The 24,820-nt window shown below is 62.8% G+C and carries 23 protein-coding genes and 1 pseudogene; 13 read left to right on the top strand and 11 right to left on the bottom strand.

Annotated features, from left to right (window positions below; all coding sequences use genetic code 11):
• Nucleotides 1–37 precede the first annotated feature (37 nt).
• The gene (locus ACTJKL_RS11640) at nt 38–2,401 is read left to right on the top strand and encodes a bifunctional diguanylate cyclase/phosphodiesterase (protein ID WP_275600147.1); all 2,364 of its coding nucleotides are present in this window, start codon (nt 38–40) and stop codon (nt 2,399–2,401) included.
• A 65-nt stretch (nt 2,402–2,466) separates the two neighbouring features.
• Here the strand turns inward: ACTJKL_RS11640 and iolG are convergent, their stop codons facing one another.
• From iolG to ACTJKL_RS11625, 3 genes are all read right to left on the bottom strand, one after another.
• Nucleotides 2,467–3,459, bottom strand: coding sequence for an inositol 2-dehydrogenase (iolG, locus tag ACTJKL_RS11635; RefSeq protein WP_275599282.1), 993 nt, complete (start codon nt 3,457–3,459; stop codon nt 2,467–2,469).
• Nucleotides 3,460–3,736: 277 nt separating this feature from the next.
• Nucleotides 3,737–4,144: a type II toxin-antitoxin system VapC family toxin gene (locus tag ACTJKL_RS11630; protein ID WP_275599281.1), complete on the bottom strand. Its 408-nt coding sequence runs from the start codon at nt 4,142–4,144 to the stop codon at nt 3,737–3,739.
• The gene (locus ACTJKL_RS11625; protein WP_275599280.1) at nt 4,144–4,398 is read right to left on the bottom strand and encodes a type II toxin-antitoxin system Phd/YefM family antitoxin; all 255 of its coding nucleotides are present in this window, start codon (nt 4,396–4,398) and stop codon (nt 4,144–4,146) included. Before ACTJKL_RS11625 ends, ACTJKL_RS11630 begins: the two co-directional genes overlap by 1 nt.
• Before the next feature lie 213 nt (nt 4,399–4,611).
• On the opposite strand from ACTJKL_RS11625, the gene ACTJKL_RS11620 reads away from it, so the two are divergent.
• Complete coding sequence (locus tag ACTJKL_RS11620) at nt 4,612–4,854, top strand: hypothetical protein (RefSeq protein ID WP_026168958.1); 243 nt, start codon at nt 4,612–4,614, stop codon at nt 4,852–4,854.
• A 3-nt stretch (nt 4,855–4,857) separates the two neighbouring features.
• On the opposite strand, the gene ACTJKL_RS11615 is transcribed toward ACTJKL_RS11620, so the two are convergent.
• Together ACTJKL_RS11615 and ACTJKL_RS11610 are read right to left on the bottom strand one after the other, a co-directional pair.
• On the bottom strand, nt 4,858–5,310 hold the full coding sequence (locus tag ACTJKL_RS11615) for a hypothetical protein (RefSeq protein WP_275599279.1): 453 nt from the start codon (nt 5,308–5,310) through the stop codon (nt 4,858–4,860).
• Between the two features lie 64 nt (nt 5,311–5,374).
• Nucleotides 5,375–6,355: a LysR family transcriptional regulator gene (locus tag ACTJKL_RS11610; protein WP_440852974.1), complete on the bottom strand. Its 981-nt coding sequence runs from the start codon at nt 6,353–6,355 to the stop codon at nt 5,375–5,377.
• Between the two features lie 272 nt (nt 6,356–6,627).
• Between ACTJKL_RS11610 and chvE the strand changes: the two genes are divergently transcribed.
• The 7 genes from chvE (at nt 6,628) to ACTJKL_RS11575 (ending at nt 15,965) form a co-directional block, all read left to right on the top strand.
• Nucleotides 6,628–7,695, top strand: a complete 1,068-nt coding sequence (gene chvE, locus ACTJKL_RS11605; protein ID WP_100670072.1) for a multiple monosaccharide ABC transporter substrate-binding protein — start codon at nt 6,628–6,630, stop codon at nt 7,693–7,695.
• 191 nt (nt 7,696–7,886) lie between these two features.
• Nucleotides 7,887–9,422 (top strand): multiple monosaccharide ABC transporter ATP-binding protein, encoded by a 1,536-nt coding sequence (gene mmsA / locus ACTJKL_RS11600; protein ID WP_100670073.1) that lies wholly within the window; start codon nt 7,887–7,889, stop codon nt 9,420–9,422.
• A complete protein-coding gene (mmsB, locus tag ACTJKL_RS11595) occupies nt 9,422–10,636 on the top strand; it encodes a multiple monosaccharide ABC transporter permease (protein WP_100670074.1) in 1,215 nt (404 codons plus the stop codon). The genes mmsA and mmsB overlap by 1 nt, the downstream gene beginning before the upstream one ends.
• 145 nt (nt 10,637–10,781) lie before the next feature.
• Complete coding sequence (gene araD1 / locus ACTJKL_RS11590) at nt 10,782–11,777, top strand: AraD1 family protein (protein WP_100670721.1); 996 nt, start codon at nt 10,782–10,784, stop codon at nt 11,775–11,777.
• A 72-nt stretch (nt 11,778–11,849) separates the two neighbouring features.
• Complete coding sequence (locus ACTJKL_RS11585) at nt 11,850–13,283, top strand: aldehyde dehydrogenase family protein (protein ID WP_100670075.1); 1,434 nt, start codon at nt 11,850–11,852, stop codon at nt 13,281–13,283.
• A gap of 57 nt (nt 13,284–13,340) precedes the next feature.
• Nucleotides 13,341–15,080: an L-arabinonate dehydratase gene (gene araD / locus ACTJKL_RS11580; RefSeq protein ID WP_018098306.1), complete on the top strand. Its 1,740-nt coding sequence runs from the start codon at nt 13,341–13,343 to the stop codon at nt 15,078–15,080.
• A 183-nt stretch (nt 15,081–15,263) separates the two neighbouring features.
• The gene (locus tag ACTJKL_RS11575; RefSeq protein ID WP_440852915.1) at nt 15,264–15,965 is read left to right on the top strand and encodes a hypothetical protein; all 702 of its coding nucleotides are present in this window, start codon (nt 15,264–15,266) and stop codon (nt 15,963–15,965) included.
• 179 nt (nt 15,966–16,144) lie between these two features.
• Here the strand turns inward: ACTJKL_RS11575 and ACTJKL_RS11570 are convergent, their stop codons facing one another.
• From ACTJKL_RS11570 to ACTJKL_RS11555, 4 genes are all read right to left on the bottom strand, one after another.
• A complete protein-coding gene (locus ACTJKL_RS11570; RefSeq protein WP_100670077.1) occupies nt 16,145–16,963 on the bottom strand; it encodes a transglutaminase family protein in 819 nt (272 codons plus the stop codon).
• 16 nt (nt 16,964–16,979) lie between these two features.
• The gene (locus ACTJKL_RS11565) at nt 16,980–17,921 is read right to left on the bottom strand and encodes an alpha-E domain-containing protein (RefSeq protein ID WP_100670078.1); all 942 of its coding nucleotides are present in this window, start codon (nt 17,919–17,921) and stop codon (nt 16,980–16,982) included.
• A 3-nt stretch (nt 17,922–17,924) separates the two neighbouring features.
• Nucleotides 17,925–19,319 carry a circularly permuted type 2 ATP-grasp protein gene (locus ACTJKL_RS11560; RefSeq protein WP_018098310.1) on the bottom strand — a complete coding sequence of 465 codons (1,395 nt, stop codon included), beginning with the start codon at nt 19,317–19,319 and terminating at the stop codon, nt 17,925–17,927.
• 208 nt (nt 19,320–19,527) lie between these two features.
• Entirely contained in the window at nt 19,528–19,701 is a 174-nt protein-coding gene (locus ACTJKL_RS11555; RefSeq protein WP_275599276.1) for a hypothetical protein, read from the bottom strand.
• Between ACTJKL_RS11555 and ACTJKL_RS11550 the strand changes: the two genes are divergently transcribed.
• The 3 genes and pseudogenes from ACTJKL_RS11550 to ACTJKL_RS11540 all read left to right on the top strand — a co-directional run bounded on the left by ACTJKL_RS11550 (nt 19,700) and on the right by ACTJKL_RS11540 (nt 21,368).
• Nucleotides 19,700–20,620, top strand: a complete 921-nt coding sequence (locus ACTJKL_RS11550; protein ID WP_275599275.1) for a DMT family transporter — start codon at nt 19,700–19,702, stop codon at nt 20,618–20,620. The two genes, ACTJKL_RS11555 and ACTJKL_RS11550, sit on opposite strands and share 2 nt — an antisense overlap.
• A 56-nt stretch (nt 20,621–20,676) precedes the next feature.
• Nucleotides 20,677–20,916: pseudogene (locus ACTJKL_RS11545) on the top strand (efflux RND transporter permease subunit); the annotation flags it as partial.
• Complete coding sequence (locus ACTJKL_RS11540) at nt 20,913–21,368, top strand: DUF411 domain-containing protein (RefSeq protein WP_275599274.1); 456 nt, start codon at nt 20,913–20,915, stop codon at nt 21,366–21,368. The pseudogene ACTJKL_RS11545 and the gene ACTJKL_RS11540, both read left to right, overlap by 4 nt.
• Before the next feature lie 140 nt (nt 21,369–21,508).
• On the opposite strand, the gene ACTJKL_RS11535 is transcribed toward ACTJKL_RS11540, so the two are convergent.
• Nucleotides 21,509–23,005, bottom strand: a complete 1,497-nt coding sequence (locus ACTJKL_RS11535) for a DEAD/DEAH box helicase (RefSeq protein ID WP_275599273.1) — start codon at nt 23,003–23,005, stop codon at nt 21,509–21,511.
• Nucleotides 23,006–23,602: 597 nt separating this feature from the next.
• On the opposite strand from ACTJKL_RS11535, the gene ACTJKL_RS11530 reads away from it, so the two are divergent.
• Nucleotides 23,603–24,055: a host attachment protein gene (locus ACTJKL_RS11530; RefSeq protein ID WP_018098317.1), complete on the top strand. Its 453-nt coding sequence runs from the start codon at nt 23,603–23,605 to the stop codon at nt 24,053–24,055.
• 20 nt (nt 24,056–24,075) lie between these two features.
• On the opposite strand, the gene mnmC2 is transcribed toward ACTJKL_RS11530, so the two are convergent.
• Nucleotides 24,076–24,795 carry a tRNA (5-methylaminomethyl-2-thiouridine)(34)-methyltransferase MnmC2 gene (gene mnmC2 / locus ACTJKL_RS11525; RefSeq protein ID WP_440852914.1) on the bottom strand — a complete coding sequence of 240 codons (720 nt, stop codon included), beginning with the start codon at nt 24,793–24,795 and terminating at the stop codon, nt 24,076–24,078.
• Nucleotides 24,796–24,820: the final 25 nt, after the last annotated feature.

Below are 24,820 nucleotides of genomic sequence, written 5' to 3'. Positions count from 1 at the left end.
TCTCGTTGCCAAGCTGTCTTCGGCGTGGGGGACGGCGATGTTTTCAGTGATTGCATGCATACGCGATGATCATGACTGGCGCCTGATCGTGGTGGCGACGGTCGTCTGTCTGGCCGGCAGCGTTGCGACGATGCTGCTTCTCGAGCGCGCCCGGCGCAGCGCAGGCAGTCAGCGGCGCCTCTGGATTGCAGTCTGCGCCTTTGCCTGCGGCATCGGCGTATGGTCGACGCATTTCATCGCGATGCTCGCCTATGACGGGGCAATCCCCATCGCCTATGAGGCCGGAGGCACGAGCTTTTCCATTGCGGTCGCGATCGCGACGTCCTGGGTTGCCTTCTCGGTCGGCCTGGCCGGAGGCTCACGCCATGCTCCGGCCGTCGGCGGTTTGCTGCTCGGGCTCGGAATCGCCGCCATGCACGTGACCGGCATGCGTGCCATCGAGGTCCAGGGACGGGTCGCATTCGATCCGGAAACGAGTTTCGCCGCCGTTCTTCTCGGCACGTCGATCGCCGCGCTCGCCTTCCATTCGTTTCAGGCGCTGCGCGGCGTGCGCGGGCTTGCCGCATCCATCCTGCTCCTGGTGGTGGCGATATGCGTCCTGCACTTCACGTCGATGAGCGGCGTCGTCCTGATCCCCGACCCGAGCGTCGCGGCAACGGACGTCTTCGATCCGCTCTGGCTCGCGGGGGGCGTCATCGCCGCATCAACCACGCTCATTCTCATGGCCTTCGGCGCTCTCTTCGTCGACAGGCACCTGACGGACCTCAAGGGGCTCGCCAACGCCTCGCTGGAGGGCATGGTGATCCTTCGCGGCGGCGAGGTCATCGAAGTCAACGAACGGTTCGTCACTCTCTGTGGTCGAAAGCCCGCCGAGCTCATCGGCAGGCAGCGGCGGGAGCTGTTCGCCGATGCGCCCGGAAGACGGAGCGCGCAAGACCTTGGGGCCGGAGAGGGGGCAAGCGAGGGAGAGCTCCTTCACGCGGACGGCGGATACGTGCCCGTCGAAAGGGTCTGCCGAACGATCGAATACAAGGGCCGGCAATGCGACGTGATCTTCGTGCGGGATCTGACGGCGCGCAAGGATGCCGAACGGACGATCGAACACCTCGCTCACCACGATGCGCTGACGGATCTTTCCAATCGAAGCTCCTTTGACCACCGCCTGAAACAGGCCCTGGCCGCCGCCGTCCACCACAATGAAGCGCTGGCGGTCCTGTGTCTCGACCTCGATCGCTTCAAGGCCGTGAACGACATTTTCGGCCACGGGGAAGGCGACCGTATCCTCAGGAAGGTGGCCGACATCCTCCGGGCGGCGGCAGGAGAGGCCGACACGATCGCGCGACTGGGCGGCGACGAGTTCGCCATCGTCCAGAGCGGAGCGGCGCAGCCGGAAGCCGCGCGACTCTTGGCGGACCGTATCCTCAAGCTCTTTTCGGAAGAGATGGATACGCGGCGCGATCCGATGGCGGTCGGGGTCAGCATCGGCGTAGCGATCTGTCCGGGCGACGGGACCACTGCGGAGCGGCTCTACGGCAATGCCGATACGGCGCTTTATCGGGCCAAGCAGACCGGCAAGGGTATCGCCTGCTTCTTCGACGCCGAAATGGACGAAGCCGTGCGCACGCGCCGGCAGATCGAGAACGATTTGAGGCATGCGGTCGTCAGGCGGCAGCTCTTCCTCGAATATCAGCCGCTTGTCGATGTGCGGGACGACCGGATCGTCGGTTACGAGGCGCTGTTGCGCTGGCGCCATCCCGATAGCGGTCTCGTCGGCCCGAATGTGTTCATTCCGATTGCCGAAGAGAGCGGCTCGATCATTCAGATCGGCGAATGGGTGCTGGAAGAGGCCTGCATGGAGGCGGTGCGCTGGCGCCAGCCGCTGCCGGTCTCGGTCAATGTCTCACCGGTGCAATTCCTCCTCCCGAACCTTTTCGACCGGATCGAATCCATTCTGCTGCGGACGGGGCTGCAACCGAGGCGGCTCGAACTGGAAATCACCGAAGCCGCGCTGATGCATAACCGCGACGACGTCCTCGCAACTCTCGTCCGGCTGCGCCTCCTTGGCGTCAGGATCGTGATGGACGACTTCGGCACCGGGCACTCCTCGCTCAGCAATCTCCAGACGTTTCCATTCGACAAGCTCAAGATCGACTGCAGCTTCACCGCCTCGCTCGACAAGGACCCGGCGGCCCATGCCATAATCCGCGCGATCATCGCGCTCGGCCACAGCCTCAACCTTCCGGTCGTCACCGAAGGCGTCGAAACGGAGCGGCAGAGACAGATCATCGTCGACGAGGGTTGCCGGCATATCCAGGGTTTTCTGACCGGCCGACCCGGGCTGGCACCGAGCGTGCACGCGGCCTCATCATCCTCCACGGTGCCGCATCGGATGGGAGCCTGAAGCGCGATGAGACGAAAAAAGGCCGGGCACTGCCCGGCCTGTCTTTTCAATAGGGCGGCAGGTCGTCAGGCGATGCTGATCTGGCGCTTTTCCTCAACGGAGCGGACCGCCGCATCGGCGAGCGCCAGCGCGGCAAGGCCGTCCTTGCCCGACGGGGCGATCTCGGCGCCTTTTTCTATTGCGGCGATGAAGCTTTCGATCTCGTTGGCGTAGGCTTCCGTGTAGCGCGTCATGAAGAAATCGTGCAGCGGCGGGCGCGTGTAGCCTTCGCCGGTCGCGATCTCGATCGAAACGGGGCGCTGGTTTTCAGCAGCGACGGCGCCCTTGGAGCCGTGAACCTCGATACGCTGGTCGTAACCATAGGTGGCGCGGCGCGAGTTCGAGATGATCGCCTGCTTGCCGGATGCCGTCTGCAGGATGACCGAGACGCTGTCATAGTCGCCGGCTTCGCCGATCGCCTTGTCGACGAGCACGGCCGCAGTCGCGGTGACGGAAACGGGCTCCTCGCCCAGCAGGAAACGCGCCATGTCGAAATCATGGATCGTCATGTCCCGGAAGATCCCGCCCGAACGCTTGATGTAGTCGACCGGCGGCGCACCGGGATCGCGCGAGGTGATCGTCACCATTTCGACCTCGCCGATGCGCCCGTCGTCGATCGCCTTGCGTACGGCCATGAAATGCGGGTCGAAACGACGGTTGAAGCCGACCATCAGCTTGGCCTTGGTCTCGGATACGACCTTCAGGCAGCCCTTGACGCGCTGGACGTCGAGATCGATCGGCTTCTCGCAGAAGATTGCCTTGCCGGCGCGGGCGAAGCGCTCGATCAGATCGGCATGGGTATCCGTCGGCGTGCAGATCACCACGGCGTCGATGTCGCCGGCGGCTTCGATCGCATCGATCGTCCGGACTTCGCAGCCATAGGCGCCGGCGATCGCGTCCGCGGCGGCCGGAAAGGCATCCGCCACCGCGACGAGGCGGGCATCGGCATTGCCGCTGACGGCTTTCGCATGAACCTTGCCGATACGCCCGGCGCCCAGAAGACCAAATCTCACTGTCATCACTGTCGTCCTTGAATTCCGGTGCGCGACCGGGTTGGCACACGATGATTGACGCTCATCGCGCAAAGGCGTCGCGGGCCATCCGCGGAGGAACTGGAATGAAACGGCTAATTATTGCCTATGCGGAATATTTATTCCAATCGGCTTGGCGCCGTCAAGTGTCAACCGCGGTCGGTTCACCGGTCCGGCCCCAAGTCCTCACCCCGGGCCTGATCGAGCGAAAGAGGCGCGGCCGGGAGAAACCGGCTTCTGACGGTTGCGGGCGGCCCCGAGCCGCTCACGCCGGTGTCTCCCAAGGATTGATCACTGACGCGCCCGTGTCTTCAAAATCCCTGACGTTGCGCGTGACGAGGATCAGATCGTGGACGATCGCGGTCGCGGCGAGGAGCCCGTCAATATCGCCACGCGACCGAATCGCGGCGATGCGGCCCCATTCGACGGCGATCTGGTCGGTCACCGGAAGGATGCGGTCGCCATGGTCGTGGCGCAGCTTGCGCAGCCATTCGGTGAGGTGAGCGGCAGCCTTCGGATCCGACTTCTGTTTCAGTGCGATGCCGCGCATGATCTCGCCGAGGGTCAGTGCACTCAGTTGGATGCTGAGCGGATCGACGGAACGCAACCAGGACAGCGCCTGAGGCGTGCCGCGTCGCGCCTCCGAAACGATGTTGGTGTCAACCAGATACATCAGAAGGCCACGCCGCGACTCGGCGTTTTGGCGCGCGCTTCGATGGCTTCGGCGAGCTCATCGTCCCAAGGGGGACCGCCAAGCAGATCGTCGACCAGGGTCGGCCGGCCGGCGCGCAGAGCGTCATAGTCGCGGGCGGACAGCACCACGGCCGTGCGCTCGCCACGCAGCGTGACGATCTGCGGCCCTTCGTTGCGCGCCTTCTGCACCACTTTCGAGAAGTGGTTCTTCGCGTCCTGCAGCTGCCAATCCATTATTTTGCTCCAACCTAGCTAGCCTGTCTAGCTTATAGGCCTGTTTGCCAACGATTTGAAGTGCCGCTCTGTTACGAGCAGCGGAAATGCGGAAATCGTCCGCTTCGTTCTGCGCCGCGAACGGCAGATCTCTGCGCGCTTTTGCTGCATTTGCTCTCATTGCGGAAATGTGCAGTAGATGAATTCGATATCAAGTCTCCCAGAGGAACCAGGATGATCAAATTCATCGATCCGGATCACCCCTTCTATCGTCCCTTGTGGATCCGGCTGCTGATCATCGTGTTCTGCGCCGTGTGGACGGCGGTGGAATTCTACGGCGGGCAGGTGATGTGGGGGACGATCTTTATGGTCGTGACCGCCTATGCGGGCGCGTCCCTTCTCCTCTTTTACCGGCCGAAGGAGGAGAGCCAGAGCAAAGGCGAAGCCGCCGGCGACACCACCGACGGAACGAACTGACGCTTATCCAGTCACCTTCCGTCCTTCGATCCGCCTCAAAGCCTCGTCGATGAGCATGTTAGCAAGCTTCATGCGCAAGGTCGCATTGAGCCGCGCTTCCACCGGCAGCCTGTCGGGATGATTCGCTGCGGCGAAACGCCTCCGCTTGGCGGCGAGCGTCAGCGCCGTTTCCGTTTCGCCCAGCGAGAGCTCGGAGGCGACCTCCGCAAGGCCTGTGCGCTTCAGATGATCGGGCATGGAGAACGGTTCGGATCGTTCCTCCGCCGCCACTGCGCGATAGGCCTGCTCCACCGCGCTGCGGGATGCCCAGGTGTGGGCCGCGTTTTCGGCAACGAAGCCCGGCGCCGCGCCGATGGCGGTGCCCCGCCATCCGTCGCTGGCCTCGTCCGACAGCCCGTCGTCCTGCTCGGCCTTGAGGCGCTCGAGCACCGAGTGGAATACCGACATGCCGAAGATCAAGTCTCTCCGGGCAGGCACTGAGTTGGCCGGAGCTTGCGATATCAAGATTATGCGGACCTGATCACGCCCTGCTCTGCTTCAGGATCAGATCGTAAAGCAGCTTTGCGCTCGGGGGGAGGGCCCGACCTTCGGCGGTGATCAGCCCATAGGGTTTGATGCGGATCGCAAATTCGGTCGGCAAAATCCGGATCTCGCCGGCTTCCGTGCCGTTGCCCGCGACCAGCCTGGCGACGTCGAGCGCAACGGGAGCGATCGCATTGGTGTTCCGAACGATCGACAGCGTCAGGATGGTCGATGAAGTATTGATGACCGTCGCCGGAAGCCGGACGCCGGCGGAAGCGAAACTGTCTTCGACCGCGCGTCGAAGCAGTGTACCGGGCGGCTGGAACACCCAGTCGTAGCCCGGGAGGTCGTGGGCGCCGGCCGACGCCTTGTCCAACAGCGGGTGGCCCTCCCGGACGATGAGGCAGACCTCCTCGAAACCGATTTCGACCAGGTTGAACAGCCGCGGATTGAGGTCGTCGGGGATCCGCCCGACGATGAAATCGTGCCGCGCCGCCAGAAGCTCCCGCGTCAGCACGTTGCTGTTGTCGATCTGAACGTTGATCTCGATGCCGGGATAGGCCGTCGACACCTGGCGGATCGCCGGCACTGCGAGATTGAGCCCCGGGCCGGTGACCGATCCGAGCGAAACCGACCCGCCGCTGCCGGTCTTCAGCTCGTTGATCTCGCGCGCAGCCTCGCGCAACTCGAGGAAGATGGTGCGGGCCCGGCGTGCCAGGGCCTCGCCGTAGCGGGTCAGTTCGACGCCGCGCGCCACGCGCTCGCATATCGGCGCCTTCACGATCGCTTCGATCTCCGCGAGCATGCGTGAGGCCGCCGGCTGCGAAATCCCAAGCGAGTCGGCCGCGGCGCTGATGCGCCGATGGTCGTCGATCGCCAGGATGAGCCGCAAGTGGTTGATCTTCAAGCCGGAGCGGAAAAGCCCCGTCTCCAGCAGTTCTCCCGTAAGCCCGGCTGCATTCTGCCTGCCATCGAGCATCGCATTGGGTTCCGTTTTCAAGAGTTTCAAAAATCACACTCTTTTAGAGCGATATATCAATTTTGGTATGCATGCAAAGCGATATTGTATTTGACAGTTATGGCAATTGATTCCAGTTTCCCAGCATATGCGCCAGCGCATGCGGGAGTATGATAAGACGGGGAGGGCTTCCTTTATCTTGAACCACCGCCGGGGGTCACGCTCGCGACGGTGGTCGCTGCGCATAGACGGAGGCCCCGTGCCTGCCGGTTCAACACTCAGGGAGAGATCTGATGAAATTCTTTACTTCGCTTCTCGCGGCTGCGGCGATCACGGTCGCCGGCTTCGCCGCGCCGGCAGTCGCCCAGGAAAAGGGCATGGTCGGCATCTCCATGCCGACCAAGACGTCGACGCGCTGGATCTCCGACGGCGAGACCATGGAGAAGCTGTTCAAGGAAGCCGGCTATACGCCGGACCTGCAGTTCGCCGACGATGACATTCCGAACCAGTTGGCGCAAATCGAGAACATGGTGACCAAGGGCGCGAAGGTTCTCGTCATTGGCGCCATCGACGGCACGACGCTCTCCGACATCCTGCAGAAGGCGGCCGATGCCGGCGTCAAGGTCATCGCCTATGACCGCCTGATCCGCGATTCCGGCAATGTCGACTATTACGCCACCTTCGACAACTTCCAGGTCGGCGTGCTGCAGGCGACCTCGCTCGTCGAAGGCCTGAAACTCGACAGTGCCACCGAGCCGAAGAACATCGAACTTTTCGGCGGCTCGCCGGACGACAACAACGCCTTCTTCTTCTACGACGGCGCGATGTCCGTTCTGCAGCCTCTGATCGACAGCGGCAAGATCGTCGTCAAGTCCGGTCAGATGGGCATGGACCAGGTCGGCACGCTGCGCTGGGATGGCGCCGTGGCCCAGGCCCGCATGGAAAATCTTCTGTCGTCCGCCTATACGGACGCGAAGGTCGATGGCGTTCTGTCGCCCTATGACGGTCTGTCGATCGGCATCATCTCGGCTCTGAAGGGCGTCGGTTACGGCTCCGGCGACATGCCGATGCCGATCGTCACCGGTCAGGACGCCGAACTGCCGTCGGTCAAGTCGATCCTCGCCGGCGAACAGTATTCCACGGTCTTCAAGGACACCCGTGAACTCGCCAAGGTCACCGTCAACATGGTCAACGCGATCATGGATGGCAAGGAGCCGGAGGTCAACGACACGAAGACCTATGAAAACGGCGTCAAGGTCGTTCCGTCCTATCTCCTGAAGCCCGTTTCCGTCGACAAGTCCAATGCCAAGGAGGTTCTCGTCGGTTCCGGCTACTACACGGAAGATCAGCTCAACAACTGATGCGGCGAACCGGGAGGGTGCGCGACACGCTCGCGCACCCTCTTAATCCAGGCGGCATGCGTCTCGTCGCAATGTCGCTGTAGCACTTTGGCCCGCCGCGTGGTTTTATTTCGTATCGGAGCCGGTCGAAAGAACCGCGCAGCACGGGAGAGCGCCTGCAGTCTCTCCGACTGCAGCTGGAATGGCTGAGTATGGACAATATCATTCTTGAAATGCGGGGCATCACGAAGACGTTTCCGGGCGTCAAGGCCCTGGACAATGTCTCGTTCAAGGTCCGCGAAGGCGAGATCCACGCGCTTGTCGGGGAAAACGGCGCCGGCAAGTCGACCTTGATGAAGGTGCTGAGCGGCGTCTATCCGGCCGGTACCTATGAGGGCGAGATCCATTACGACGGCGAGCTTCGCCGGTTCAGCACGATCTCGGACAGCGAAGAGCTCGGCATCATCATCATCCATCAGGAACTGGCACTCGTTCCGCTGCTTTCGATCGCCGAGAACATCTTTCTCGGCAACGAGGTGGCCGAAAAGGGCGTCATTCACTGGCCGCAGACCTTTGCCCGCACCCAGGAACTCTTGAAGAAAGTGGGCCTGAACGAGTCTCCCGCAACGCTGATCACCGACATCGGCGTCGGCAAGCAGCAGCTGGTGGAGATTGCCAAGGCGCTTTCGAAGAAAGTTCGCCTGCTGATCCTCGACGAGCCGACCGCATCCCTCAACGAAAACGACTCCGACGCGCTTTTGAAGCTGCTTATGGAGTTCCGCAGCCAGGGCATGACGTCGATCATCATCTCTCACAAGCTCAACGAGATTAAGAAGGTTGCCGATCAGATCACCATCCTGCGGGACGGCGGAACGGTAGAGACGCTCGACTGTCATAAGGAAGACATCAGCGAGGACCGGATCATCAACGGCATGGTCGGCCGGGCCATGGAAGACCGCTATCCGCCCCGCGAACCGAAGATCGGCGACACGCTGCTCGAGGTGAAGAACTGGAACGTCTATCATCAGCATCACCGCGACCGGCAGTTTCTGCACGACGTCAGCTTCAAGGTCCGCGCCGGCGAGGTCGTCGGCATCGCCGGACTGATGGGCGCCGGACGCACCGAGACGGCGATGAGCCTCTTCGGCAAGTCCTGGGGCCACAAGATCACCGGCGAGGTGACGATGCATGGCCGGCCGGTGGACGTGAGCACGATTCCCAAGGCCATCAAGGCCGGTCTTGCCTATGTAACGGAGGACCGCAAGCAGCTCGGCCTCGTGCTGATCAACAACATCATGCACAACACCACGCTCGCCAACCTGCACGCGGTCGCATCGAACGGCGTCATCGACGAGCGCAAGGAACGCAAGGTCGCCGCCGAGTATCGCTCGAAGCTCCGCATCCGTTCCCATTCGATCTATCAGGAGACGGTCAACCTCTCCGGCGGGAACCAGCAGAAGGTCGTCCTGTCCAAGTGGCTGTTCACCAACCCCGAAGTCCTCATACTCGATGAGCCGACGCGCGGTATCGATATCGGCGCGAAGTATGAGATCTACACCATCATCAACCAGCTCGCGGCCGAGGGCAAAGGCATCCTGATGATCTCGTCGGAGATGCCGGAGCTGCTCGGGACCTGCGATCGCATCTATGTCATGAACGAGGGGCGCATGGTGGCCGAGCTTTCAAAGGAGGAAGCAAGCCAGGAATCGATCATGCGCGCCATCATGCGTTCAGGGGAGAAACACTAATGGTCGCCGATACGAGCACCGAAACCACCAAACCGTCGATCGGTGACTACCTCAGGAACAACATTCGCGAATACGGCCTGCTGGTCGCGCTCGTCATCATCATGCTGTTCTTCCAGTTCGTCACCAACGGCGTCCTCTTCAGGCCCGTCAACATCACGAACCTGGTGCTGCAGAACTCGTTCATCGTCATCATGGCGCTGGGCATGCTGTTGATCATCGTTGCCGGGCACATCGATCTGTCGGTCGGCTCCATCGTGGCCTTCATCGGCGCGATTTCGGCGATCATGCTCGTCAAATGGGGCTTGCCTGCCTTCGTGGTCATTCCCGCCTGCCTGATCGTCGGCGGCATCATGGGCGCGGCGCAGGGCTACTGGGTCGCCTATCAGAAGATCCCGTCCTTCATCGTCACGCTCGCCGGCATGCTGGTGTTCCGGGGAATGACCTATGTGGTCCTCGGCGGCCGCCCGATCGGACCATTTCCGAAGGATTTCCAGATTCTCTCGACCGGATTCGTTCCCGACTTCCTTTATTTCCTCAACCCGAGCCCGGAGACGATCAAGAACATGGTCGCGCTGGTCGCCGTGCTGTTGCTCGTCGGCTATGCGGTCTTTGCCGGGATTCGCAACCGCCGGATCAACGACCAGCACGGCACGGAGAACGAGCCGTTCGCCTTCTTCGCGATCCAGATGGCGGTCATCAGCCTGGTGGCCCTGTTCCTCGGCTTCCAGCTTTCGACCTATCGGGGCCTGCCCAACGTCCTGGTCGTCATGGGCGTGCTGATCGCCGTCTACACCTTCGTCACCACGCGCTCGACGATCGGCCGGCGGATATACGCGATGGGTGGCAACGAGAAGGCGACCAAGCTCTCCGGCATCAATACCGAGCGGCTGACCTTCTACGCCTTCGTGAACATGGGCGCGCTCGCGGCGCTTGCCGGCATGATCATCACCGCGCGTCTGAATTCGGCGACCCCGAAAGCCGGCGTCGGCTTCGAACTCGACGTGATCGCGGCCTGCTTCATCGGCGGGGCGTCCGCCTCGGGTGGCGTCGGCAAGATCACCGGTGCGGTGATCGGCGCTTTCATCATGGGCGTGATGAACAACGGCATGTCCATCATGGGCATCGGCATCGACTACCAGCAATTGATCAAGGGCCTCGTGCTGCTCGCAGCCGTGTTCTTCGACGTTTACAACAAGAACAAGGGCAAGGGCTGACCGGCTTCCGCTCGGCCCCGATGATCGCAACAGAAAAACGCGGCATGTTTGCCGTAACCGGGTGGCGTAAGCCACTCTCGGGCGAAGCGTTGCTTTTCCGCAAGGGAAGGCATTGTGGGAGCCAATTCATCAGGAAGGACAGAACGTGCTGATTTCTCAGGTCAGGAAAGAAGACGGTTCGGTTATCGTCGCCGTGCGGGCCCCGGGCGAGACGGCGCGTGCCGTCAGGGGAGCGGAGAGCGTCTATGCTCTGGCGATGGAAGCGGCCAATAGCGGCAGGAGCCTCAGGGACGTCGTCGACGCCAAGGGCCTTGGCGAAACGATCGATCTCGAGGAAGCCTATTCCCAGGGGCGGCTGCTTTCCCCGATCACGCATCCCGATCCCGCCCATCTGCATCTGACGGGGACCGGGCTCACGCATCTTGGCTCCGCTGCAACTCGCGACGCGATGCACAAGAAGGCGACGGAAGCCGCCGAGGAAACGCTGACCGACTCGATGAAGATGTTCCGCATGGGGCTCGAAGGCGGCAAGCCGAAGTCCGGTGAGAAGGGCGTGCAGCCGGAATGGTTCTACAAGGGCAACGGGACAACGGCTGTGGCGCCCGGCGAGCCGCTCGTGTCTCCGTCCTTTGCCGAGGATGGCGGCGAAGAGCCCGAAATGGCCGGCATCTATGTGATCTCCGACAAGGGCGTCCCCTTCCGGCTCGGCTTTGCGGTTGCCAACGAGTTCTCAGATCACAAGACCGAGCGGGTCAATTATCTGTGGCTCGCACATTCGAAGCTCAGGCAGGCGAGCTTCGGGCCGGAAATCCGCGTCGGCGCGGCTCCAGAGGATGTTCGCGGGGCATCGCGCATTCTCCGGGGCGGCAAGGTGCTGTGGGAGAAGCCTTTCCTTTCCGGTGAGGCGAACATGTCGCACAGCTTCGCCAATCTCGAATATCACCATTTCAAGTACGGCCTCTTCCGTGCACCGGGAGACATCCACGTCCACATGTTCGGCACGGCGACTCTTTCTTTCGGCGACGGCATCCGCACGGAGGAGGGAGACGTATTCGAGATCGAAGCCAAGGAATTCGGCCTGCCACTGCGCAATCCGCTGGCAATCGCGGCGGAGGAAGAGGTCGCTGTCCACCAGCTCTGACATATCTCCAATGGCAAGCGCGAGGCAGTGACCGCGGCCGCTTGCGGCAAGAAGACAAGGAGGCTGAAGCCCATGACACTTCACCAGAACCTGATCGCCGGCGAATGGGTCGGCGGAGACGGCGTTGCGAACATCAATCCGTCGAACACCGATGATGTCGTCGGCGAATATGCCCGCGCCAGCGCCGAAGACGCGAAAGCCGCGATCGCCGCGGCCAAGGCCGCCTTTCCCGCCTGGTCGCACTCCGGCATTCTCGAACGCCATGCGATCCTGAAGAAGACCGCCGACGAGATCCTGGCGCGCAAGGACGAGCTCGGGCGCCTCCTCTCGCGAGAAGAGGGCAAGACGCTCGCAGAAGGTATCGGAGAGACCGTGCGCGCCGGCCAGATCTTCGAGTTCTTCGCCGGGGAAACCCTGCGTCTTGCGGGTGAGGTCGTCCCGTCGGTCCGGCCGGGGATCGGCGTCGAGATCACCCGCGACCCGGTCGGCGTCGTCGGCATCATCACGCCCTGGAACTTCCCGATCGCCATTCCCGCCTGGAAGATCGCCCCGGCGCTGGCTTACGGCAACACCGTCGTCTTCAAGCCGGCAGAGCTGGTACCGGGCTGTTCGTGGGCGATCGTCGATATCCTCCATCGCGCGGGTCTGCCGAAGGGCGTCCTGAACCTCGTCATGGGCAAGGGCTCCGTCGTCGGCCAGGCAATGCTCGACAGCCCCGACGTCAACGCCATCACCTTCACCGGCTCGACCGCGACCGGGAAGCGGGTGGCCGTCGCCTCGGTCGAACATAACCGCAAGTACCAGCTGGAGATGGGCGGCAAGAACCCGTTCGTCGTACTCGACGATGCCGATCTGTCCGTCGCCGTAGAAGCGGCGGTCAACTCCGCCTTCTTCTCGACCGGCCAGCGCTGCACCGCCTCCTCGCGGATCATCGTCACCGAGGGGATCCATGACCGGTTCGTCGCCGCCATGGGCGAGCGGATCAAGGGTCTCGTCGTCGACGACGCGCTGAAGGCCGGCACCCATATCGGTCCCGTGGTCGATCAGAGCCAGCTCAACCAGGACACCGACTATATCGCGATCGGCAAGCAGGAGGGCGCCAAGCTCGCCTTCGGCGGCGAGGTGATCTCGCGCGACACGCCCGGCTTCTATCTGCAGCCGGCGCTGTTCACCGAGGCGACCAACCAGATGCGCATCTCGCGCGAGGAAATCTTCGGGCCGGTCGCGGCCGTCATCCGCGTCAAGGATTACGACGAGGCGCTCACTGTTGCCAACGACACGCCGTTCGGCCTGTCTTCGGGCATCGCCACCACCAGCCTGAAGCATGCGACGCACTTCAAGCGCAATGCCGAGGCCGGCATGGTGATGGTCAACCTGCCGACGGCGGGCGTCGATTTCCACGTGCCGTTCGGCGGCCGCAAGGCTTCCTCCTACGGCCCGCGCGAGCAGGGCAAATACGCCGCAGAGTTCTACACCAACGTCAAGACAGCCTACACGCTTGCCTGAAGAAACCGGGCGTAAAGCCGGCATGTCCAGCCCGCGCAGGGCGCAAGGAAGGAAGAAATGAAGAAGAAAGCTGAGTGGCCGCGCAAGCTCCGTTCGCAGGAGTGGTTCGGCGGTACTGGCAAGAATGCCATCATGCATCGCTCCTGGATGAAGAACCAGGGGCTTCCCGCCGACACCTTCGACGGGCGGCCGATCATCGGCATCTGCAACACCTGGTCCGAGCTCACGCCGTGCAACGCGCATCTGCGCGACCTCGCCGAGCGTGTGAAGCGCGGGGTTTACGAGGCGGGGGGCTTCCCGGTGGAATTCCCGGTCTTCTCGACCGGTGAAAGCACGTTGCGCCCGACGGCGATGATGTTCCGCAACCTGGCGGCGATGGACGTCGAGGAATCGATCCGCGGCAATCCGGTCGATGGCGTCGTCCTGCTCGGCGGCTGCGACAAGACCACGCCCAGCCTGTTGATGGGTGCGGCCAGCGTCGACATTCCGGCGATCGTCGTATCCGGCGGTCCCATGCTCAATGGAAAGTGGCGCGGCAAGGACGTCGGGTCCGGCACGGCGATCTGGCAGTTTTCCGAAATGGTGAAGTCCGGCGAGATGTCGCTGGAGGAGTTCATGGACGCCGAGCAGGGCATGGCCCGTTCCGCGGGAAGCTGTATGACCATGGGCACGGCCTCGACCATGGCGTCGATGGCCGAAGCGCTCGGCATGACGCTTTCGGGCAATGCGGCCATTCCCGCGGTCGATGCGCGCCGCCGGGTGATTTCGCAGCTTACCGGCCGCCGCATCGTCGAGATGGTCAAGGAGGACCTGAAGCCCTCCGACATCCTGACCAAGGAGGCCTTCGAGAACGCCATCCGCGTCAACGGCGCCGTCGGCGGCTCGACCAATGCGGTGCTGCATCTGCTCGCGCTTGCGGGCCGTGTCGGCGTCGATCTTTCGCTGGACGATTGGGACAGGCTCGGCCGCGATGTGCCGACCATCGTTAACCTGCAGCCCTCCGGCAAATATCTGATGGAGGAGTTCTATTATGCCGGCGGTCTGCCGGTCGTGATCAAGGCGGTCGCAGAGATGGGCCTCCTGCACAACGATGCCATCACCGTCAGCGGCGACACGATCTGGAACGACGTCAAGGCCGTCGTGAACTACAACGAGGACGTGATCCTGCCGCGGGAAAAGGCGCTGACGAAATCGGGCGGCATCGCCGTGCTGCGCGGCAATCTGGCGCCGCGCGGTGCTGTTCTGAAACCTTCGGCCGCCTCGCCGCACCTTATGCAGCACAAGGGCCGTGCGGTCGTATTCGAAAGCATCGAGGATTATCACGCACGCATCAACCGTGAGGATCTCGACATCGACGAGACCTGCATCATGGTGCTGAAATATTGCGGTCCCAAGGGCTATCCGGGCATGGCCGAGGTCGGCAATATGGGCCTGCCGCCGAAGGTATTGAAGAAGGGGATCACCGACATGATCCGCATTTCGGATGCGCGCATGTCGGGTACGGCCTACGGCACCGTCATCCTTCATACCGCGCCGGAGGCTGCGGAAGGCGGACCCCTGGCGCTCGTCGAGAATGGCGACATGATCGAGGTCGACATCCCGAACCGCACGCTGCATCTCCATGTTTCCGACGAGGAACTTGCACGACGCCGTGCGGCCTGGGTATCGCCGGTAAAACCGCTCACGGGCGGCTATGGCGGCCTCTATCTCAAGACCGTGATGCAGGCGGATTCCGGCGCCGATCTGGACTTCCTTGTCGGCGCGCGTGGATCGGTGGTCGAGCGCGACAGCCACTGATGCGATGAACCGCGGCGGAGCGTTCGGGTACGAATCTCCGCCGCGACCTCATCACCGGACGGGGCGGTTGCACACTGCGCCGCCTCGACAAGTTGTGCGCCTCCGCCTGTTCGTGAAACTTATTCGCGTGTTCGGAATTATCCTCAATCGGGCAATCGCTTTCCGTTGCAAGAGGAAGTGAACATGCGGAAGAAAGCCTTCGTTCTCTCTGTCGGTCTCATGACGAGTCTGACCTTTATTCCCAGTACTCCCGGCTTTGCCCAAAGCGTCGGAGGCAATGGTGGCCTGAACGTCGGAGTGTCTCTCGGAGGTTCGCGGGGCGTCAACGCCAATGTCGGCGCATCGCTTGGCGGATCCAGAGGTGTCAGCGCCGACGTCGATGCGTCCGTCGGAGGATCGCGCGGGGTCAATACTTCGGCCACGGCATCCGTCGGCGGCAGCCGCGGCATCAGCGCCAATGCCAATGCAAATGCGGGCGGCAGCCGCGGCCTCAACAGCACTGTCAGCGCGAATGTCGGCGGCGGCAACGGCATCGACGCCGATGCGGACGTTTCGCTCGGAGGCAGCCGCGGTCTCAACGCCAATGTGAGTGCGAATGCCGGCGGCGGAAGCGGAGCCGGATTGGATGTTGGCCTCGGTCTTGGCGGCGGCAGCGCGGGCGGCGGAGGTGGACCCGGCAACGGCGGCAGCGGTGGCGGACCGGGCGCCGGTGGGGGCGCGGGCGGGATAGGCACCCCCGGCCAGACCCCGATCGCAGCTTTCAACGCCATGTCCCCCAACGAGCGGCGCACGGTACTGAAGCGCTGCCGTGATGTCGTCAGTGGCGGCTATGACCGGGGACTGGTCGCTCTTTGCCGGATCCTGCAGTCGACTGCATCGCGGTAAGTGGAGCTGAAGGGCTACCTAGATCCTTTCACGCTTTCAATGAAACGGGAAATGATCCAGGTACTTCCACAACAGAGCATTTCAATGGAAACACTGAAATGCTCTACCCATTTTAATCGACGCACTTGCGGACGGAAAACCCGTTACACACTTCTCCCGGAAGTGCTCTAAGGGCCGCTTCAATTCTGAGCTTGGCTCTGTCCTTGCTGCTCGACGGTCACGGCCACCTTCAGGGTCTCGGTGCCTGTACCGTGCACCAGTCCCGACACCGGCGAAGCATCGCGGTAACATAGTCCCGAGGCGATGCGGACATAGCGGTCGTCCGGGCAGACCTTGTTGGCGGGATCGAACCCGACCCAGCCAAGGCCGGCAATGTGCACGTCGGCCCAGGCGTGGCTTGCGGTCTGCTGCGGATGATCCTCCATCATGAGATAGCCGGAGACGTAGCGTGCGGGCAGGCCAAGGGTGCGCGCGGCGGAGATCAGGATATGGGCATGATCCTGGCATACGCCCTTGCCGCGCTCCAGCGCCTCCTCGGCGGAGGTCCCGACCTGGGTCTCGCCCGGTTCGTAGCGTACGGTCTCGTGAATGATCGCCATAAGCGCGTGCAGGCGCTCGAGTTCAGTGGCGCCTCCGGCGGCTTTCGCGAGCTCGCGGATCCGCTTGCCCGGCTTGGTCAGCGGGGTTTCGCGGGCGTAGAGCCACAGCGGTACATAGGACTGGTGAGCGCCGAATACGCCGGCCCGGTCTTCCGTTTCGACCTCGCCTCTCGCCTCTACGCAAAGGGTCGTTCGATCGGCGTCGACGCTGACGAGATGCGTGCGGTTGCCGAACTGGTCGTCATAGCTCACCTCGATGGCGGCCCCGTCCACAAGCGTCTCCCAGTTCCGCACCGTCTGGCCCGGCAGATTCACCGGCGTGAGGCGCAGTCGCTGCAATGCGTATTGTACCGGTTGGTCGTAATGATACTCGGTCGTGTGGCTGATTTTCAGATACATCTACGCCCCCTGAAGCTCATTGATAGAACCGGTAACCATCTGAGATTTCCCGGCCGAGGCGATTGTTCTGGCTGATGAACTCCTTGAGATATTGGTGTAGCCCCTGATCCATGATTTCCGCGATCGACTGGCTGCGCAGCAAGCCGAGCGTCTGTTCGGCGGTCTCGTGGGCCGCGTGACGCTCGCCGTATTCGCGCGCGAGATAACCGAGATTGGAGACGAGCTTGTCGTAGCAATAGGCCAGCGAGCGCGGCATGCGGCCGTTTGCGATCAGGAAGTCGGCAATATTTGCGGGCCTGAGTTCGGCGTCATAGACCCAGCCATAGGAGCGGTGTGCGGAGACCGAGCGCAGGATCGATTCCCATTGGACGTTGTCCATGGACGATCCGACCGCGGAGACCGCCGGCAGAAGCACGTAATATTTGACGTCGAGGATGCGTGCGGTGTTGTCGGCCCTCTCGATGAAGGTGCCGATGCGAGAGAAGTTGAAGATCTCGTTCCTGAGCATCGTGCCGTGGAAGGCGCCCCGGATAAGCCCGGCCCGCCGCTTGATCGTGTCGATGATCTCCGGCATGTCGGTGGTCTTCGCCCTCCTGGCGAGGATCCCCTTCATTTCGATCCAGCATTCGTTGATCGCTTCCCATGTCTCGCGCGTGAGCGCCGTGCGGACCATGCGGGCGTTGTTGCGCCCGGCCTCGATGCACGACATCACGCTTGACGGGTTGGCGCGGTCACGCAGGAGGAAGTCGATCGCGTCGCCGCTGGTCAATCCTTCGTGGATCTGGTCATAGAGGTCTCGCACGTCCGCGCTTTGCAACACCCCGTCCCAGTCGTCCTCGGCCGCTTCGCTGCGCGTGAGCGACATGCGCAATCCGGCATCGATGAGGCGGGCGCTGTTTTCCGCGCGCTCGATATAGCGGAACATCCAGTAGAGGCCGTTCGCAGTTCTTCCCAGCATGCCTCAGTCCTCCAGCACCCAGGTATCCTTGGTCCCACCGCCCTGGCTGGAATTCACCACCAGGGAGCCTTCTTTCAGGGCCACGCGGGTCAGGCCGCCCGGAATGATCTGAACCTTGTCGGAGACGAGCACATAGGGACGCAGATCGACGTGGCGCGGCGCAATGCCCTTTTTGACCATGATGGGCACCGTCGAGAGCGACAATGTCGGCTGGGCGATGTAGTTGCCGGGGCGGGATTTGAGCTTCTCGGCAAAGGCTGCACATTCCTTTTTTGTCGCGGTCGGGCCGACGAGCATGCCATAGCCGCCGGAGCCGTGAACCTCCTTGACGACGAGCTCGGCGAGATGCTCGAGTACGTATTTGAGGCTCTCCGGTTCCGAGCAGCGCCAGGTGGGCACGTTCTCGAGCAGGGGTTTGCGGCCGGTATAGAACTCGACGATTTCCGGCATGTAGGAATAGATCGCCTTGTCGTCGGAAATGCCGGTGCCGGGGGCATTGGCGATGGTGATGTTGCCGGCGCGATAGACATCCATGATCCCCGGTATCCCGAGGGCGGAATCCGGGCGGAAGGTGAGGGGGTCCAGGAAATCGTCGTCGACGCGCCGGTAAAGTACGTCGATCGCCTCGTAGCCGCGCGTCGTGCGCATCTTTACCCTGCCGTCGATGACGCGCAGGTCCGAGCCCTCCACCAGTTCGACGCCCATCATATCCGCCAGGAACGCGTGCTCGTAGAAGGCCGAGTTGTAGATGCCGGGCGTGAGGACGGCAACGCGCGGCTTGCCCTCGCAGCCGGCCGGGGCGAGCGAGGAAAGGCTCTGGCGAAGCAGATTGGGATAGTTCTCCACCGGCCGCACGCGGTTCTGGTGAAACAGCTCCGGAAACATCTGCATCATGGTTTCGCGGTTTTCCAGCATGTAGCTGACACCGGAGGGCGTGCGGGCATTGTCCTCCAGAACATAGTACTGGTCTTCGCCGGTGCGTACGATGTCGGTACCGACGATATGGGTGTAGACGCCGCCCGGCGGCCGGAAGCCGATCATCTGCGGGAGGAAGGTGTCGTTCTTCTCGATCAGTTCGCGCGGGATGCGACCGGCGCGGATGATCTCCTGCTTGTGATAGATGTCGTCGAGAAAAGCGTTGAGCGCGATGACGCGCTGTTCGATGCCTTGGGCGAGCCGGCGCCATTCGCGCCCGGAGATGATGCGGGGTATGAGATCGAAGGGGATCAGTTTCTCGGAGGAGTCCGCGTGTCCGTAGACTGCGAAGGTGATGCCCGTCTTACGAAAAATCTTTTCGGCTTCCTTCGATTTCGCGATGAGCCGGTTTCTGTCCTGACTGGCATACCATTGATGATAGGTCGAATATGGCTGGCGCGGACTGCTGTCCGCATTGATCATTTCGTCAAATACCAAAGGCGTGATCCCCTTATTTTCGACCATTTGAATACAACGCAGAGTGCAATGCAAGAAGCGTGCACATTTGCGATCGAAGAATTTGGCGGGTGGCGGCGCGGCCGTTTTCAGCGTTTCCGGGCGAAAACCGGGGCGGCGGCACGCACAGCCCGGACTTCGGGCTGCGCAGAAAAAACAGGCTGATGCCCGGATTTTAGGCCCATGGTATTCGCGAAAACGCGTTCAGCAGGTTGTGGAGCGGCCATTCCGATTCGCTGATAGTATCGATCAGAAAAATTCCTTTGACCGGGCGCTGTTGCCGCTCTATCGCGGCAGCGGCGATCCTGCCCGGATCGTCCCCTATCCATTTGCTCAGGAACGATTTCATGCTCGCCCGCCTGGCCCCGGCCATCTTCGTGCTGCTCTGGTCGACAGGCTGGGTCGTTGCAAAATATGCGGCCATCTTCGCCGATCCGCTGACCTTCCTGGCGCTGCGCTATAGCTTCGCCATTCTGCTCTTCATCGGCTTCTGTCTTCTGAGCGGCGCGCGCTGGCCGCGCTCGGCGACGGCGATCGGCCATGCCGTCGTGTCCGGCGTCTTCCTCCACGGCCTCTATCTCGGTGCCGTCTGGTGGGCGATCGGGCAGGGTGTGCCCGCGGCGATCTCTGGCATCATTGCCGGCTTGCAACCCCTGATGACGGCTGCGGTCGCGCCTTGGCTGATCGGCGAGAAGCTGGCGGGCCAGCAGAAGCTGGGCCTTATCCTCGGCTTTTGCGGCATCGCGCTTGCGGTTGCGCCGAAAATGCTGGCGATCGACTCGGCCGCAACGCCGATCCACCTGCTGCCGCTGGCCGTCAACGTTCTCGGCATGGCCGCCGTCACCTACGGGACGCTCTATCAGAAACGGTACCTGCAGACTGGCGACATCCGATCGATTGCAGCGTTGCAATACGTGGGAGCGCTCCTCGTGACCATCCCTCTGGCGCTCATGCTCGAGGACCTGCGGGTCACCTGGAATATCGAACTTGTCGCGGCGCTCGCCTGGTCGGTGCTGGGCCTCTCGATGGGAGCGATCGCACTCCTGCTCTATCTCATTCGGCGCGGGCAGGTATCGCGCGCGGCATCGCTCATTTATCTGGTGCCGCCGCTCGCCGCCGGCGAGGCGGCTCTGTTCTTCGGAGAAGCGCTGACCTGGCCGATGATCATCGGCACGGTAATTGCTGTCACAGGGGTCTATCTCACCAACCGCAAGCCGGCCAACGGAACAGCCGCGAGCGACAGCGCAAAGGAAGCGCAGGCGGTTTGACGAACTCGATGACGGGGTGCACTCGAAGCCCTGTCGATCGCACCGCCCGGTATCGTCGGCCGCAACTCATGGTCGGGGCGGTCGAACGGGTCCGGCCGGGTCCCGGGTCGGAGGTCATGCAGCGGATCGCTGTCCCGATGATCGGCGGAATGGTATCCTCGACGATCCTCACCTTGGTGGTCATTCCGGCCGTTTATGGCGTCGTGAAGGGCCGGCGGCTGCCCTCACCGGGTGCATCGACGAAAGCGGACCATTTCAATGCCGCACAACACGCGTACAATGGAGAGCAGCGATGAGAAGAAGAGCGTTTCTGATTTCCGCGGCCGCGACCGCGTCGGTTTGGATGATCGGACCGGCCTTGGCAGCCGGGCGTGAAATGGTCGTCTACAAGGACCCCAATTGCGGCTGCTGCCATGAGTGGGCCGCGGCGATGAAGGGAGCCGGCTTCCAGGTAAAGATCGAGGACGTCGAAGACCTGTCTGCGATCAAGCAGCGCCATGCGATCCCCGATGAGATGCAGGGTTGCCATACGGCCGTGGTCGGCGGTTATTACGTGGAGGGCCACGTGCCGCTCGATGCCGTCGAAAGGCTTCTCGCCGAGCGTCCGGACATTGCCGGCATCGCGGTCCCGGGCATGCCCGTCGGATCGCTGGGCATGGGAGACGACCCGCGCGCATCCTATGACGTGTTCGCAGTGAGCAGGGACGGCACCAGCGCGATCTACCAGTCCGTCAGGCCCAAGGGCTGACCGGCGCAGGTGATGCAGGGTGTCGAAACGGCGGGGATCTACCCGCCGTTTCGACGACGCTTGGCGCCTAAGAGCGTTCAATGCATTGAAGCACCAAACATTCTAAGTCTTTGACGCTACGCACTTATCCTCGAAGTGCTCTAGCGCTGATGGCCGCGACCGTCGGCACGCTGCGGTCGATTGCCGCCGCCATTGCGTTCGCCGGACTGTTCGCTTCCGCGGCGGCCGGCCTGCTGTGGTCCGGGCCGCCCATGGTGCTTCTGCGCCTTGTGATTGCGGTGGCCTTCCGGCCTTCCGTCCGCCGGTCCATGCCCGGCAGCGCGCTGGTCGCGGCGCTCGTGCGAGCGCTCGTCGCGCAGCAGGTCGTCGCCGGCGAATCCGCCCGCTGCCGCCTGGCGCTGCGGCCGATCGCGGCGAGGTCCGCCCTGGCGCTGTCCTGCGCCATTGCCGCGAGGCTGACCGTTGCCGCGGCCGCCACGGCCCTTGGAGGGGCGGGCCTGGTCGGCGGGCGCTTCGCCGCTGGCGACAGCGATCTGGATGCCCATCAGCTTTTCGATGTCACGGAGCAGGCGGATTTCGTCCGGCGCGCAGAAGGCGATCGCGATGCCGTCGCGGCCGTTGCGGGCCGTACGGCCGATACGGTGCACATAGGCGTCGGGCACTTCCGGCAGGTCGTAGTTGTAGACGTGGGTGACGCCCGGAATGTCGATCCCGCGGGCGGCCACGTCCGTCGCCACGAGCACGCGGATCTCACCGTCGCGGAATGCCTTCAGCGCACGCTCCCGCTGACCCTGGCTCTTGTTGCCATGGATCGAGGCGGCCTTGAAGCCGACATGGTCGAGATGCTTCATCAGCTTCTCGGCGCCATGCTTGGTGCGGCTGAAAATCAGCGACAGCCCATCGGGATTGGCAGTCAGCGTCTGCTTCAGGATCGTCGTCTTCAGGTCCTTGCCGGGGACGAAATGCACATATTGTTCGACCTTGTCGGCGGCTTTGCCCGGAGGCGAGACTTCGACCTTGACCGGGTCGGTCAGGTATTCGCCGGCAAGCTCGGCAATCAGCTTGGGCATGGTTGCGGAGAAGAGCAGCGTCTGACGGTTCTTCGGCACCAGCTTGGAAATCTTGCGCAGGTCATGGATGAAGCCGAGGTCAAGCATCTGGTCGGCCTCGTCGAGAACGAGATAGCGAGCCTGGGTCAGCGTCACCGCCTTGCGCGAAACGAGGTCGAGCAGGCGGCCAGGGGTCGCGACGAGAATGTCGACGCCACGGGCGAGCTGTTCGGTCTGCTTGTTGATCGAAACGCCGCCGACGACGAGGCCGATCTTGAGCGGGCTCTTCTTCACGAAAAGCTTCAGGTTGGTCGCGATCTGATTCACCAGTTCGCGCGTGGGGGCAAGCACGAGCGCGCGGATGTTGCGCGGATCGGGACGTCTGCCGTCGGCGACGAGCTTTTCGATCATCGGCAGGCCGAATGCAGCGGTCTTGCCGGTGCCCGTCTGCGCAAGGCCGATGAGGTCATGGTCTTTCAGGACCAGCGGAATGGCTTGAGCCTGGATGGGCGTCGGCTTTTCGAAACCATTGGCGGAGAGTGTCGCCACAATGTGCTCGGAGAGGCCAAGCTCTTTGAAAGTGGTCAATGCATATACCTTTCGGGGCGCCAAACGCTCTCGCCGGAACAGCAGGATGCGGTTCCGGTGTCATCTGGCGTCAAGAACCCCGCGTGAATTGGGAACTTGTGGGTTAATAGAAAATCGTCAGGCGCCTGTGCTGCCGCGGAGGGCGGCGATGTTTCGCGCTTTTCCTTCTTCACGGCTTCGAAGTGATGCCGAGGGCGCGCTCACGCGGCGGCCGGAAGGTGACGCAGGCCTTAGATCGTTGTTTTGCGCCGGAAAGTCAAGCTGCATCTTTTCGCAGCTGCGAAAGCATGCCGTCTCGTCGCGCCGGCAGGCGAAACGTCGCCCCCGGCGAAAGGGCATGGACCACACGCCGGCATCCGCGGCGACAGCCGGCAAAGAAGCAGCACGTCACCTATGTTCCCCTTGCAGAAGAAGGGCCTGAGCGTACAATCTAGCCGCTTGACCTCGCCGATTGTCGGCTGCTGACGGGCTGGTGATGCGAGCGGGCCGCGCGACACGGCATGCGCAGATATTCGGCGGCAAGGAACCTGACGCGGCCTCAGCCGTTCTGTCCGTGAACCTCGCCAACCTATCTGCCATCTACACGGGGAGACAATAGTGCGGAACCGGATCTGGATTTTGACAGCCGATGGAAACACGGCGCGCATCGTGAAGGACGTCAACCTGCTGAAGGATGGCAGGCAGCAGCCGGAGGAGGAGACATTTCAAATCGAGACCAAGCGTCGCCAGGACATCATGGCCGACAAACCCGGACGCAGCCATTCGTCCGTCGGTCACGGCCGTTCGGCGATGGAGTATAGCAGCGACCCCGTACGTGAGGAGCAACATCGCTTCGCCGTGGAGATCGCCGGGAAGCTCGAACACTATGCCCACGACCAGGCCTTCGAAAATCTCGTGATCTGCGCGGCACCCAGGACGCTCGGCGACCTGAGGAAGCTGCTCTCGCACCAGGTCAAGGAAAAGACCCTTGCCGAAATCGACCGCAATTGCGTCGCGGTTCCGACCGATCAGTTGATCGCGACAGTCAAGTCCGTAGTCTTCCCCGGATAAGCACGTCCGGATTCGGGCAATCAGGCTTTGTCGCCGCGCAGCATCTCCCGCTTGCCGGCAAAGCCGGGACGACGTTCGACGGTGAAACCCGCCGCCGCCAGGTTGCGGCGGACGAAGCCGGCTGCGGCATAGGTCGCGAAGCTGCCGCCTGAGACGGTCCTGTCGAACACCAGCCGCATGAGTTCTTCCGACCACATGTCCGGATTGCGAGAGGGTGCGAAACCGTCGAGATACCAGGCGTCGAAGTCCGGAGGGGAGGCTGACACGCCGTCGAACGCCGTGCCGATCACCACCGTAAGCCGAACCTCTTCGCTGAATGCGATGTCGATCTGGCCGGCCGGGTTCGTGGGCCAATTGGCAACGAGCGCCTGCCGCTCTTCGTCGATTTCCGGCCAATGCGCCAGCGCCCGGTCGATCTCCACCGCTTGCATGGGAAAGCGCTCGAAGGAAACGAAATGGAGGCTCCTGGCCGCGGCCGGCGATTGTTTCCAGCGGCGCCAGGTTTCGCAGAAATTGAGCCCCGTGCCGAAGCCGAGTTCGCCGATCGTGAACGGGCCGCCCGCCTGCCAGCGTTCCGGCAGCCGGTTGCCGGCAAGAAAGACGTGGCCGCATTCGAGCCGTCCGTCGGTGCGGCAATAAAAGTGATCGCCAAATTCCTTCGAATAGGGCATATCGCCCTCGTGCCATTCGAGGTTTTGCCGCGAGGGTGAAGGGCTCTGGCCGGGATCGGTTCCTGTCATGGTGAACCCGATAATTCTCCGGCCC

Origin of the sequence: Sinorhizobium sp. 22678, assembly GCF_052044265.1 — a bacterium.
Lineage (GTDB): Bacteria > Pseudomonadota > Alphaproteobacteria > Rhizobiales > Rhizobiaceae > Sinorhizobium > Sinorhizobium meliloti_A.
This window is presented reverse-complemented; position numbering and strand designations above follow the sequence as displayed.